The sequence below is a fragment of the Chryseobacterium mulctrae genome, assembly GCF_006175945.1.
Taxonomy (GTDB): Bacteria; Bacteroidota; Bacteroidia; order Flavobacteriales; family Weeksellaceae; genus Chryseobacterium; species Chryseobacterium mulctrae.
This window is the reverse complement of sequence record NZ_VAJL01000001.1, coordinates 1,625,004-1,638,637: the sequence shown is the minus strand read 5'-3', so window position 1 is coordinate 1,638,637 and position 13,634 is coordinate 1,625,004. Positions and strand designations below refer to the sequence as shown.

Genomic DNA, 13,634 nt, shown 5'->3' with positions numbered 1-13,634 from the left:
TAAAACATGATTGTAAGACAGCGAACACACTGGCTGAAAATGTTATTTATATGGAGAGGTTCTGTACTAAAGAAAATCGTAGCTCAGCTTTGTATTATCACCATTTTCTCTGTAGCGGTATATTATTTTAACGGTAAAATTTACGATTATAAAGTAAAGCTCAATCCTACAGTTTTTACATTGATTGGTTTGGCTTTGGCTATTTTTATGGGCTTTTGTAATACGGCGAGTTATGACCGATTCTGGGAAGGAAGAAAACTTTGGGGATTACTGGTCATTGAAACCCGCTCTTTCACAAGACAGATTTTATCTTTTATACCGAATGTTTCAAAAGAAGAAAAACAGGAAATTGTAAAATTAATTTCTGCATTTTGCTGGGCTTTAAATTATCAGTTAAGAGATAAATCAGATATAAAACCTCTTCAAAAGCTACTTTCTGAAGAACAGTTTCATCAGATTCAGGGTAAAAAGTTTATTCCCAGTATTATTTTAGGATTTATTTCAGATTGGCTGAACATTCAGAATAAAAGCGGAAATATAGATACGATTGTTTTGACTTCGATGAATCATCAATTGAATCAGTTTTCTAATATTTCCGGTGGTTGTGAGAGAATTTATAATACACCACTTCCGTTTGCTTACAGTGTTTTACTACATCGTACCGTTTATCTATACTGTTTTTGGTTACCATTCGGATTGCTCGATAGTTTAGACTGGATGATGCCGTTAATTGTTTTGCTGATCAGTTATACTTTTATAGCTTTAGATGCCATTATCCAAGAAATTGGGGAACCTTTTGGTGAAGAAGAAAATGATTTGGCACTCAACAGTATTTGCAGAACGATTGAATTTTCTATTTTTGAACAGGCTGAAATTCCGCAAGGTGAATTAAAAAAGCTCGATTCTTATTTTGTAGATTGATTTACGCTAAAGAAACTCTCATTGCAAGCAATCCTGTAATTCCCTGCAGATCTTCAACTCTTAAAAGTTCAACATCAGATTTTAAAATATTCTGTTGCTGAAGTCTGTGGATGTATTGTAAATATTCACGTTGATTTTCTAAGCCAAAATAAACGATGGTAATTTTTCCGGGACAAGTAATTCTTTCTTCAGATTCTTTGATATGCGCTTTTTCAAGTCTTTTTTTGATGATTTCAAAATTAGAATTAAATGCACCGTCTACATCAAAACGTTTTTCATCCATTCGGAAACGGATGTCTATTTTTTCATTATACACAAAAATCAGCGAAGCAATATCAAGCGAAACCGGAAGGTCTTTTTTGAATAAACGGAACTCATGTTCCATCGTACAAATAGTTTCCAGCTGCCAATATCTTAATTCATTAACCACTTTTGTAGAATAAGGCAATTCAGGAGCAATATTGGGACCGATGTAGAGATTATGCTCAACGCCATCAGATTTAAATCTTTCAAAATAATGCGGGAAAATTTCCTGAGCAGCGACTTGTTTTTCATCTAAAATATCGGCCAGTTTACGATTGAGAAGCGTAATAGAATCGTCTAAATTTTTTCTGTTGGCATAAAAAAGATCATTCTGTGTAAAAACCTGACTAAAGTAATTTTTAATTTTTTCTTTAATCATTTCTTCACTTTTTACCTCAAGCTGACCTTGCAGATAAGGATGAATTTCTTCACGCAAAAGTCTTTGGAAACGCTGTTCGGTGTCTGCTTTTATTTCATTATTGAGTTCGTTTTCAAAAACATCCAATGCCAAAGAATACTTTTCGGATTCTGATGAATTTAAAATGGTCATCACTTCATGAAGTCCGTCAATTTGCTGATTGAGATCTTCCAACATCAGCTTAAAACGTTTGTCTGATGAAGAGCGGATGTCTGAAAAACTAAATAAAGGAGTAAGATTTTTAAACGAAATCTCTTTTAAAGTGTATATTTTTTTCGATAAATAAGCGTTAAAATAACGCTCTGCTTCATTCCTGAATTTCCAGATGACGCTGTCGTGAATCGTGGTGTATTCACGTTGAATGATGGCCTCAATCTGATTATTTCTTTCATAGGTAAATCTGTTCAGAGAGAAAATAATCATGTCGGCAACAAACTCAAGCTTTTTCAGCTTTAAACCGTTCAAACTATTGGCAATAGGCGAAGTAAACTCCATCATCGCCAAAAGCTCGTTGTCTTTCATAATCGGAATGACCATGAAACTATTGATGTTATTATCTTTCAGAATACTGAAAGTTGGCAGTTTTTTGATTTCCTCATCGAGATTGTCAACATTCGAAACTACGACAGGTTTTGAATTGTAACTGATGTTTTCAAAAGCAGTTTTCCTTGCTTCTTCATCAAAGGTGTTGATCCAAAAATCAAGAAGATAATTGGTGAAAACATTTTCGTAAATAGGAAGTTTTTCGAGCCTTTTGTTTTTAATATTGAATAGCATCAAACCAAAGTTGAGCTCGGCAACATCAAAATAAGATTTAAATATTTCTTTTAAATTCTCATCGGGTGAAGGATTTTCAAGATCAATTTTAATCATGCTCGATTTCAAATCAGACAATGCCACTTCCGAAGTACAGTCGATAAGAGAAATAATACTAAATCCGTTTAAAATCCATGATTCGGGCTGGAAATATTTTTTCCAAAGCTGTACATCGTCCAGATTTTCAAGCAGCATATCTAAAACATCATCTGACGGAACTTTGGTTCCTTCAGCAGGATAAACATCGCTGAAATCTGAGTTGACCGTAATTTTATAATGCTTCATAATTCCCTGTTTATCGGGAATGTCATAATAAAACGGGATAGTAACTTTAATATCTTTTTTAAGGTATGTCTGTAAAATCAGGCAACAACAAAAAACGTAATATTCGTCATCACTGATGTCTCTGAACTCGATTTCAAAATCTTTTCCGGCATCATTTAAAATATTTTGAAATCTTTCGGTATAATTGAATGTAAGATTGGTAAGCGGAATTCCTGCCGCTTTAATTTCATTTCTCGTTAAACCGGTAGGGAAGAGGTCTGCCAACAAAAGTCTGATGAGGTCTTTGTGCTTTTCAAACACCGATAGATCCTGAAAACCATCTCTTAATTCTTTGAAGTTTTTGGTTTTCTCAATTAAAGATTCTGCATAATTGGCGCGATACTCTAAACGATCGTTATACCGAATGTGCTCTAACACATCCAAATATTTTTTGAACGATATAAAAACCTGAAACGGACTTTCTTTCTTGTAGAGATTTGCCAAAATGTAAGAAAAATTGTGAGGGTAAAGGTATGAAAACTATGAGGGAATTGGGTGTTTTTGGGGGGTGATTTTTATATTGAAACTGATTTTGCTGTTGTAGATTCTTTACGATTATGTTTGCTTCAAAGTTGATGGTTTTGAAAAATAGCGTTGATAATGGTAGTTTATTCTAAAGGAGAATCAAACAACAAGTTTTTCATAACACCTATTGTAAGCATAATTAAAAAGAACAGCAAAAAATAGATGAAAAAAACCATAAACCTTTTTCTATTATCATTCTTGAAATTATTTGCCAAATTATGGGAGTTATATCCTTTAACTACAGTTGTTAATCCCCCAGTGAATACTACAATAATTGATGTAAATACAATGTAAAGAATAATAGATTCAGTTAAGCTAAAAAAGAAATAAATTAATAAAATGTCAATGAATGCAATAATCCAAGTTATTTTTAAAAATTTAGAAGATAATATGTCTTTTCCTAACATTAGGAATACTGAGTTTGAAAATATAATTATAAGAAGTATTATGTGTAGAATTGTGTTCATAAATTAATAAGTAAAAGAATTATCTGTAGGATAATAACCGTAAACCGTTCCATTAACCCTAAGTGCAGTATGTCCAACATCTCCATCCATAGGCCAAATTAAAATCTGCACGATAGGTTTTATTTGCCCTCCATAGTTTAATTCTGTAATATAATTACTCATTCAAGGACTCAGCTCTCCATCAGCTCTCCATCAGCAAGACCAGCTCCAGTTCCTAAAGCGCTAAAGATAAAATTTATAATTTCAGCAGACCTATCAACGGTGTGATTAGTAGATCCTTTTCCAAATGAAGAATCTCCCCAGTTATTCATGCTCATGCCCTTGCAGCATAGTCATTCCAGCCTGTTTCTTCCTGAACTTCTTTTCCGTTATACTTATACTGATAAGAAGGATTTCCGTTTAAAGCATTATATCCTTCATGCTTTAATCCAAAAGGATAATAATTGCTTTCTTCAAGAACTTCTGCACTGCTTCTTGCGAAACTTTTTTAAATTAAAATTAGGGTGTCGATTTCAACACCCTAATTATTTAGTTCTCTAAACTTAAAGAGTATAAAAGTATAAACTTTTTGTATCAAAAAAGATAGCAACTCCAAATATTACCTACTATTTATAAATCTACATGATCAGTTTTTATACCCCAACGTTTATATAATTGAAATTCATAAAATTTCTTAGTCCTATAATTTTTACTTTTAGAAACTATTTTTTTTGTTTTCAAATTTATAACACTAAACCCATTTAAAAAAAGAGAGTCATTCTGTACATATTTTTTTTCAATTATAGAAATACAAGGTAAACCAAGAGAGTCAAGAGGTGGAATAGTTATATCATTTTCTGATTCAAAATTAATTGAAAAAGTATCTTTTTTGTGAGTATGTTTTAGATGCTTTTTAATATCTTTTATGGAAATTTGAATAGTATCATTCGTCAAATTTCCAAATAGTATAAATGTTTCTACATCTTTAACAAAGATACTATCATTAATTGGATCGGTACAAATTAAATTTTGAAAATTATTTATTTCTATCACTTCAATGTTTTTCTTTTTTTTCATACATGAGGTAAAAATGTTAAAACATATTATAATAAAAAAAACTCTATTTACGATTGTATAATTCATATTTCCTTATATATTTGTTTAAATTATCTTTCATAATGTATTGGTAATCAATTGTTGTTTTCTTAAAGATAGAAGATTTTATTTGGTTATTATAAATAGTAATATGATTTTTAATTCCTTGTAATTGAGGTTCTGCCGGAAGCGTTAAATGACTTACTGTCCCTCCTTCATGGCTAAGAGTAGAAATCATATTAAATCTATTATCTAACAAATTATCTACATATCCGTTATTTACCATAATTGAGATTGTTTTTTTATTTAAATCACCGGTCATAAGAGCATTTGCCCTATATTCACCACCATTATAGCTATCAAAATTACCTTTTCTTTGCATACTTTCAAATCTATAATTAGAAATTCCTAAAGAAGTACTATTTCCTTCAAGATTATTTAAGTCTACTCCTGCTTCAGTTGCATAATGATTTGCAATATTTGTAATAGTTGAATAGTTATCCTTCGAAATTTTAAACTTACTAAGCATTGTTTCTAGCCATTGTGGTTGCATTTTTGCCAACATAACATTCTGTTGATTCGTTATGCCTCCAAACACATGATTTATAACAATATTAGATGAATTTCTATTGTCTGTATATAAAAATCTACCAAACTGATCAAAATGATCATCAGGAGGAGAATTCAAATAGTTCTGCATCCAAGAGCTAAGAGCACTTCCTCCTCCACTCGTTTCATCTACAGCAGAAATTCTATCTATTTTGCTTCCACCTGCTGCATTGTGCGCTTGGGCTTGTCCTAAAAGTAAAGCTCCAAATGCTACTGCCGAATCTCCAGTAAAATTAAGGCCTCCATTTGCATATTGTACGCTTCTTCCATCCGGATCAATAAATGAAACAGGATTATTTATCGCATAATTATATGGAGAATGTCTTCTATACATTTCGGCAAGAGGATCCATAACTCCCCATCTTGCAATATCAGACATGTACATTCTAGCACCATAGTCATTCCAGCCTGTTTCTTCCTGCAATTCTTTACCGTTGTATTGGTATTGATAAGAAGGATTTCCTGCTAAAGCATTGTACCCTTCATGCTTTAATCCAAAAGGATAATAATTGTTTTCTTCAAGAACTTCTGCGCTGCCTCCTGCATTTTTGAAATAGCTCAGGCGTGTATTTCCCAAGTGGTCGGTATAGTTGTAAATATACCTATTATTTTTAAAATCATAATACCCTTCCGGAGTGGGTACAAATTCTAAAGTAACCGTTCCTAAATGATTTACCTTATACTGAAAGCCATCTAAATAATCTGTTGTAGTGGTTCTTTCTGAGCCTCCCTTATAGAAAGTTGTATATTCTTTTCTGAGCTTCGTTCCGTCTGCACGAAAGACATAATTGGTTCTTACGTTTCTTTCTTCATCTTCACCGGTTATTTTGTTTCTGATAATGTAGGTAGCGCTAAACTTTATTTCTTCAGGAAGATCCAGATAATTGTAGCTAATGCTGTTGATTCCTTTATCTTTCTGGCTGGTCATATTTCCGTTGTCATCATAATCAATCAGCGTACCTGAAGAAGACGGGTAACCATTATAATTCTGAGAAGCATCGGTAACATTGGTCAGCCTGTTTCCTGCGTCATAAGTATAGGTAAGGTTGTCAATAACCTGTGCTGTTCCTGTAAACGAATTATCAGAACTTGCAGTTCTTTTCAAAGTAGAAATATTCCCATTTAGGTCATAATCCAGAATTTCATTGTACTCTTTCAGATAAGGATTGGCATCGGTCTGGTAAAACCCGGCTTTCAGTCGGTTAACTCCGTCATAAGAATACCCATATCTTCTCTGGATGTTGTCTGTTGCGACCTTCCAGTCTACTTCTGCAATACCTCCGTTGTAACGGGGCTTTACTTTCAGGTCTGTATATTCGTTATTGGGAGCTTCCACTCCCTCTCTCTGGTTGTATTTTATTTTGTAGGCAAAAAGCTTGCTGCCCAGAGTACCCAGATCATTAGGGTTAATCCCCAAAAGCCATCCTCTTACATTGTAACTATAGTCTATGCTTTGTAAACCTCCGCCCACTTTTTTGTTGGTGATCTGCCCAAGGTCATTGTAAGTAAGATCAGAGATCAGCTCTTCAGGCTGACCGTTGATCTGCTGATAATGTTTCTGCAAAAACTGGTAAGGGCTGTAGACATAGCGGTCTTTGATGGTCACTTGCGCAGAAGCAGTGTTTCGGGAGTGATAAGTATAGCTTTCTTTTACTTTTCCCGAAAAATCAAGAGAGCTTTCGGTGGATGTAAATCCGCCCAAATGATTTTTTCCATAGGTTCCTACCGCTCTTCCCATTGTATCATACCAGATAAAAGCTGAAGACCAGCTGTCGTTCTCAATGTTTCTGGTATAGCTTCCGGTAGGCATCGTTTTGGTGCTTCTTACTGATGAGAAACCATTGGCCGTAAAGGCAGTAGGTACAGATGTCATCGTCGTCTGGTTCTGTACCAGATTGGGCTGCGCAGGTGCACCTGTAGGATATTCATCATAATAATTAACACTCAGCACCGTCATGCTTCCTGTAGGGAATGCATTTTTGGTATAGTAAATCGTCATGCTTCCCTGGGTAAAAGGGGTAGTGGTTACGGCCTCATTGTTGAGCGCATTGGCAGACATATTGCTGACTGCGTTTTGCATAGCAACGCGGGTTCCTGTATTGGCAAAGAAGCCGGTGTACAGCACTCTTCCGAAGGCATCGTATTTGGTAAACATCCAGCCTTTCTGCCCAAAATTATTGGTGGTAGCTCTCAGGTTGGCATCCTGTGTAAGAACAGGTCGGTTCTGCTTGTCATAGACTACATATTCCCAGCCTTTTCCCGGAAGCTTTTTTTCTGCCAATCGGTTGTATTTATCATACTTGTATTGATAGCAGAGTACATCCAGCTTGGTATTGAGCTGTGCAATGCTTGTTGCTGTTGCTGCCTTAGGCGGAATCACAAATGCCAGGTTTTCAAAATCATCGTATACATAATAGGTATCGAGATTTTCTGTTGTTCCGTTTGTCTTCTGGTTGATCTTACGGATCAGGATCTGCTTTCCTGCAGGATCTGTAAAGCTCTGTACCTCGTGGTTTTCTTCGTCCCAGGCGATGGTTTTTACAAGAATATTAGCATTGTAAAATCCGCCCGTAGTATAGGCATTATCCGACACGGCATCCAAAGCAACATCGCTTATCTGCGTGGCAGGATTCCAGGTAGAAGTAGCCGTAATTTTTCTTACTTCACCTGCGCTGTTGGTGGTCTGCTCTGTTCTTTGGATATGGTTTCCTGTAATCTGCCAATCGGCTCCGGGAGCTGCTTTCTTTTCTACTCTCCCCAATGGTGAAGGCTCATAAGCAACTTCAGAATACGCATTGGGAACACCGTAATAGGCATTCACGGAATTTTCGCCAACATTCGGAAGATACGCTCCGTTCTGGCTGTCAACAGGCTGCGGAAGATAGTCTTTGGTTTTTCTTCCTGTGGCAGTATCGTACAGGGAAGGAACTACAATGTCTTTTCCGGTTGGTGAAGATTTGATGCTGATGCTCTGGGTAGCTCTTCCGAGCCCGTCAAAGTATTTTACACCCTGAAGCTGCGCCGCTCCCGGCTGCTGTGTGGTTACGGGCTCGAGATACGTTCTGCTGTATATATGATTTTCTGATGGGGTAAGACTCTGAGAATAGAGTACAGCCACCATAAGAAGATAGACTAAGGTTAATATTTTTTTCATAATTTATTTTTTTAAACAATACGACAATAGATTCTTAAGGCTGTGGTTTTGTGTTGTATTGGTAATCAGAAACAATATTTCCGTTAACATCGATGACCGACTTCAGCCTGGATTTTTGATCGTAGGTATAGCTTTCCCTGATTCCGTTGGGTGGCGTTACAGAGCTTACTCCCGTCAACGGATTGTGGGTATAGGTGGTGATCTGAAACTTTTTGAGCGCAGCGTTGGTCCTGAAAGCGTCTAAAGCTTCAAGCAGTGTTTTCTCTGAAGCATTGTCTTTATCAAGATCAGATTTTGCGATAATATCATCTGCCAATGCTCCGATATCTGCTAATGTTGCACCCGGTATTTTAGCAATAGGCAACGTCTTGTGATATCCCCAGATCACTACTGCCGGAACTCCCTGCCCAGAAACCTCATCAATGTTTGAAGTGTACTGTCTGATATTGCCCTCGTTATCATAAGCATCCAGCCTTTGGGTAGTTTTAAGGCTTCCGTCTTTAGGATTGGTTACCACGGTAGAAGTAGGCCGCAGGCTTCCGTTGTCATATTTTGTCTGTGAAGTAGAGATCATCTTACCGTTTTTCTTCGCAATGGTTTTAATGGGTACAGAAATAATATTGGCATTCTGAAGATGGGTGTACTCACTGTTCCCTAAAGGATAGAAGGTCTGTGTTTCTATAACATCTCCATTAGCGAGGGTTGCCTTTTCTTTTTCGGTCTGATAATTCACTGAGCTTATTTCCGTTTCGGCAGCGGTTGAGATTGGCTGTCCGTTCTTCCCGTAATTTTTAGACAATACGGTAACCTTTTTAGTAAATACAGGGACAGATCTTGCATCTTCAATTAATTTTGCTGCCATACTTTTCTTTTCAAAAGCATAGGTGTATTCTGAGGAAGTAAGAATCTGGTTCTGCTCATTATAGGTTTCCTGCTTTTGCGTCATCCCGTTTTCCAGCTCATTGTTTTCAGGAGTGATGGTTACACTGCTTCCATTAACCTGTACATCGTATGGCGGGAAATTTCCTTCATCGGTATAATAGTAACGCAAATAACCATTTCCTGAGTTTTCATGAATCTTTACGTTTTGGTAAATTTTTCTTACTCCGCTGCTCGAAGGAATAACGGTGTCGAATTTATCATAGGTATAAGACATGGTTTTCACAGGCTGTGAATCTGTACTTGCATTAAAATATTTAATGTTTTTTATTCTTAATCCATCTGTTTCGAAAGCGTTTTTGTAAGGACCCGGGTGTATCATAAGCTCATCAATGGTAATTGTTCCTCCTCCGGACCCTATAATCTGAATGGTGTACGTTCCGGGAAGCAGAAGCATTTCATTCATCGAATAGTAAATATCGTTTTGATATGTTGCTCCTGAGTTCTGTGTTACATTGACGATTTTATAATCGATGTATTCTACACTTCCGCCTTCAGTAGGAATAGCAGGGGGGAAGCTTGCACCGCTATAGCTGAACTTGAATTTTTTTTGTTTTCCCGGAGTTCCCGTTACCTGGAAAGTAAAGGTTCGCGAATTTCTCGTATTAAAATACCAGTCATGAGCATTCTGGTAAAAATAGTGGAAAGCTTCGCCTTCCCATTTTTCCAGTTTTTCCAGATATTTGGGAGAATTAAAATCAGCAAATACTTCATTTCCTTCAAACTGATATTCAACAGTTCCTCCTCCCGGATTTACTATTCTGACCTGTCTGCTTTTAGGGTTGGGATTAATAATATTAATTTTGGTTTTATCAAGAACAGTATTATTCGCATCAAGTCTCTGCACTTCTGTTAAAACTCTTTTTCCTAATTGAGAACCATATTCCGGATAGTAGACATAAGGCAGGTCATATACAAAACTGTATTGTGATATAATATTTCCCCAAAGATCTTTAAGAACGGCTTTTTTTACACTGTAAGGATCACTCATTGAATTTTCCAGAGAAGGAACAAACTCATACTGAATCTCTATAGATCCCATATTGGGAGATAGTACCTTGATCAGCTTGCAAAGTTGGTACTCAAGTAAGGAGGTGCTTCCTTCCCTGTATTTAGGATCCTTTTGATACTCATAGGTAAGAAGAGTTGTATTGGTAGGAGAACTAATTCGGGTTAAATAAAATGCAGATTTGTAAACAAGCCCGCTAATCCCCGATGTTCCTGTTCTGTAGTCGGTTCTGCTCTGGCTGTAATCGCTGAAAAGAAACTTATATCCATAGGTATCTGTAATGGTAAAAGACGTAGCATTCAGGGTAGCCTGGTTGCTGTCTCTTGTATATTCTATCTTGATGTTGTTGGGGCTTAGGTTGACAATCTCAAAGGTGTTGGCATTAACATCCCTTACAAACCTGAATTTCCCGGAAGTTCCTGTGGGAAGATTATAATAATAGACATCATCAAATTCATTTTTTTTATAATAGGGTGAGGAAGCGTTGTAGTAACTCTCATCAAGTTCTCCAGCCATTTCTCTCGTAATGATTCCCCCTTTTGCGAGCGTCCATCCGGAACCTGTTTCGCCTGCAATTTCGTCATCCTGATCATTGCTTGGATGATACATCAGCGAAAGTCCTGTTGATATTCTGGGATCATTACTGGCAAGACTCAAAATAGGTAATGATATATTGGGTATCCCTGTAGCATAAGAAACAGGGGTGGTATCAAAAGTCGTTGCTGAAGATTCGGAAGGAACAGGTTTTGAAAAGTCTCCGAAATTAATTCCCTGGGCATGAAAGCTTCCAATGGAAATCCCCATCGCTATAACCCATAAAGCTTTGTTAATATTTTTTCTCATGTGTTTTTATTTTTTAATCAATTTAGCATTCGCAGTTTTCTCAGTATCCGTTTTTACGACAATTAAATACGCTCCCTGAATCAGATTTTGCGTATTGATTTTTGTAATCTTATTCTTTGTTTTCAGACTTTGTAACTGTCTTCCACCCATATCGTAGAGCGTTATTTCAGCTTCAGACTTTCCGTCACCCAGCTTCCAGCTTCCATCCTCAAACCCTATCTCAACATAACAGTAATCCGATACCGGATTAGGATAAATTTTAATATTTTGCTTTTCGATCAACTGGTCAATCTGTTGATCTCCAAGTTTGACTATCTTCCAGTTCTCTTTTCCTAATTCTTCAGCGCTTGTTCCTGCCAAAACAATAGAACCATCCTTGTTAACCGCCACGGCTGCAAGTCGTTCCTCTTTCTTTCTCGATTCTCCTTTTACGTGCTTTCGCCACTGTTCGTTTCCGTCATTGTCGATATAAAGCATCCAGAATGTCTCATCATCAGTTTCAATTCTTCCTTCAGCTTGCGTATATCCACCCAACAATATTCCTTTGGTTGGGTTCACTCCATTCACCCCGCTTCCGGCACCCTGCATCCCGCTGATCACATTCATTCCCATCAGGATATCACGGTTCTTAAAATTGTAAGATTTCTGCCACTGTTTTTCACCTTTTGTGTTCAAAGAGATCAGCCAGACGTCTGTTCCTTCTTCAATTCCAACCGTTTTATTTCCTGATTTCTCAGATCTCGATTCTCCGCCGATAATATATCCCGAAGAAGTAAAAGCCATTGTTCTCAAATGGTCATCACCTTTACCTCCGAAATTCTTTTCCCATTCTATTTTATTGTCTTTGCTGAGCTTGATCACCCAATAGTCACCTTCACCGAAGTTTTCTGTAGATTTTGGATAATTGGTAAATGATAATTGATCATTGATTTTATCATTTATCATTGATTTTTTATCATTGATAGATTTTCCGCTTCTCGAGTAAACTCCCAATAACGCTCCTCCATCCGGAGTAGGAATCATCTTTTCCACTTCATCCAGACCTCTTCCGCCTAAAATTATTTCTGAAAGTACTTTTCCGTTTTTATCAAGCCTTATTACCGTAACATCTTTAGAACCAAATCCATTGGCTGCATTCTGAACATTTCCCGCCACCATAAACCCGAAATCAGCAGTCTGAATCACAGATCTTGCTTCTTCATCCTGTGATGTTCCCAAAGTTTTTTGCCACAACTCATCTCCGAATTCATTAATTCTGATCAACCAGATATCAGATCCTCCTTTGGAAGCATCTTTTTTATCTAAGCCTTTTCCTGAATGAGACGTTCCTGCCAAAAGAAAACCGCCTTCCTGGGTAGCAACTGTTGCCGAAAGAAAATCATGGTTTTGTCCTGAGAAATACTTTTCCCAGACCTCTTCTCCTTGCTGGTTGAGTTTAACCAAATGAAAGTCGTAGCCGTTGTTCTGCTTTGAACCTACAGATGGCACTGCACTTTTACCTGCCACCTGAATACTGCTACCTGTTATTAAATATTGCTGATCGACTGTTGTGGTAACTTGTGAAAGAAAATCCTGAGTAGAGGATTTAATATCTTTCTGCCATACCACATTCTGAGCAAACGATACAGCAGTGGTGCATACTAGTAATGCACTCGTGTAGAGTTTTTTCATAATTTGAGTTTTTAATTATTATTTTTTTGCTAAATTAAAAATATTTTTAATTCCTGTTATAAGGAAAAACGTAAGGTTGATTAAAAATTGATGATTTTTATTGAATGTTCGCTTTTAATTATAAAGCAGAAACCAACAGTCACTTTGTCATTCCGAAGGAATCTAAACGGCTTTATTTTCAGTGTGCAGAGATCCCTTCTGAAATCGAAGATTCGAAGAAGTCGATGACAAAATTGTGCTGATTTTAGCGTTTTGATCAAAAACGGACATTCAGAATTTTTAATTTTAAATATTCTTTTCTCATTTCATTTTTATTTGTTGTTTTTTATGTTTTAAACTTGTGGCATTGCAAATATCAATCACTAATACGACAAAGCATGACGTAGCATTTTTTATTAAACTGACTTTTGTTGATTATAGAAATAAGAAAGGCGCTGAGCAGAAGTCAATCCGTATTAGAGGCACCGCGAAGAGCCCAAAGACCAGAAAGACTACGCCCGCGCCCATATAGGTACACGGGCGTAAGTCTATCAAAATTTGGTCTTTTAGAGAAATTCGCGG

9 protein-coding genes are annotated in these 13,634 nt (G+C 36.6%); 1 reads left to right on the top strand and 8 read right to left on the bottom strand.

Annotation, left to right across the window (positions count from 1 at the left end):
- Positions 1–6: 6 nt before the first annotated feature.
- Positions 7–921 carry a bestrophin family protein gene (locus FDY99_RS07270; RefSeq protein ID WP_139420354.1) on the top strand — a complete coding sequence of 305 codons (915 nt, stop codon included), beginning with the start codon at positions 7–9 and terminating at the stop codon, positions 919–921.
- A 1-nt stretch (position 922) separates the two neighbouring features.
- Here the strand turns inward: FDY99_RS07270 and FDY99_RS07265 are convergent, their stop codons facing one another.
- The 8 genes from FDY99_RS07265 to FDY99_RS07240 form a co-directional block, all read right to left on the bottom strand.
- Positions 923–3,226: a GAF domain-containing protein gene (locus FDY99_RS07265; protein ID WP_139420351.1), complete on the bottom strand. Its 2,304-nt coding sequence runs from the start codon at positions 3,224–3,226 to the stop codon at positions 923–925.
- Between the two features lie 164 nt (positions 3,227–3,390).
- Positions 3,391–3,714 carry a hypothetical protein gene (locus FDY99_RS07260; protein WP_139420349.1) on the bottom strand — a complete coding sequence of 108 codons (324 nt, stop codon included), beginning with the start codon at positions 3,712–3,714 and terminating at the stop codon, positions 3,391–3,393.
- A 63-nt stretch (positions 3,715–3,777) separates the two neighbouring features.
- On the bottom strand, positions 3,778–3,936 hold the full coding sequence (locus FDY99_RS22965; RefSeq protein ID WP_162304150.1) for a hypothetical protein: 159 nt from the start codon (positions 3,934–3,936) through the stop codon (positions 3,778–3,780).
- 8 nt (positions 3,937–3,944) lie between these two features.
- Complete coding sequence (locus FDY99_RS22960) at positions 3,945–4,085, bottom strand: hypothetical protein (protein ID WP_228448755.1); 141 nt, start codon at positions 4,083–4,085, stop codon at positions 3,945–3,947.
- A 298-nt stretch (positions 4,086–4,383) separates the two neighbouring features.
- Positions 4,384–4,830, bottom strand: coding sequence for a hypothetical protein (locus tag FDY99_RS07255; RefSeq protein ID WP_139420347.1), 447 nt, complete (start codon positions 4,828–4,830; stop codon positions 4,384–4,386).
- Between the two features lie 43 nt (positions 4,831–4,873).
- Positions 4,874–8,611 (bottom strand): DUF6443 domain-containing protein, encoded by a 3,738-nt coding sequence (locus FDY99_RS07250; RefSeq protein WP_139420345.1) that lies wholly within the window; start codon positions 8,609–8,611, stop codon positions 4,874–4,876.
- A 34-nt stretch (positions 8,612–8,645) separates the two neighbouring features.
- Positions 8,646–11,402, bottom strand: coding sequence for a hypothetical protein (locus tag FDY99_RS07245; RefSeq protein WP_139420343.1), 2,757 nt, complete (start codon positions 11,400–11,402; stop codon positions 8,646–8,648).
- A gap of 6 nt (positions 11,403–11,408) precedes the next feature.
- Positions 11,409–13,073, bottom strand: a complete 1,665-nt coding sequence (locus FDY99_RS07240) for a T9SS type A sorting domain-containing protein (protein WP_139420341.1) — start codon at positions 13,071–13,073, stop codon at positions 11,409–11,411.
- Positions 13,074–13,634: the final 561 nt, after the last annotated feature.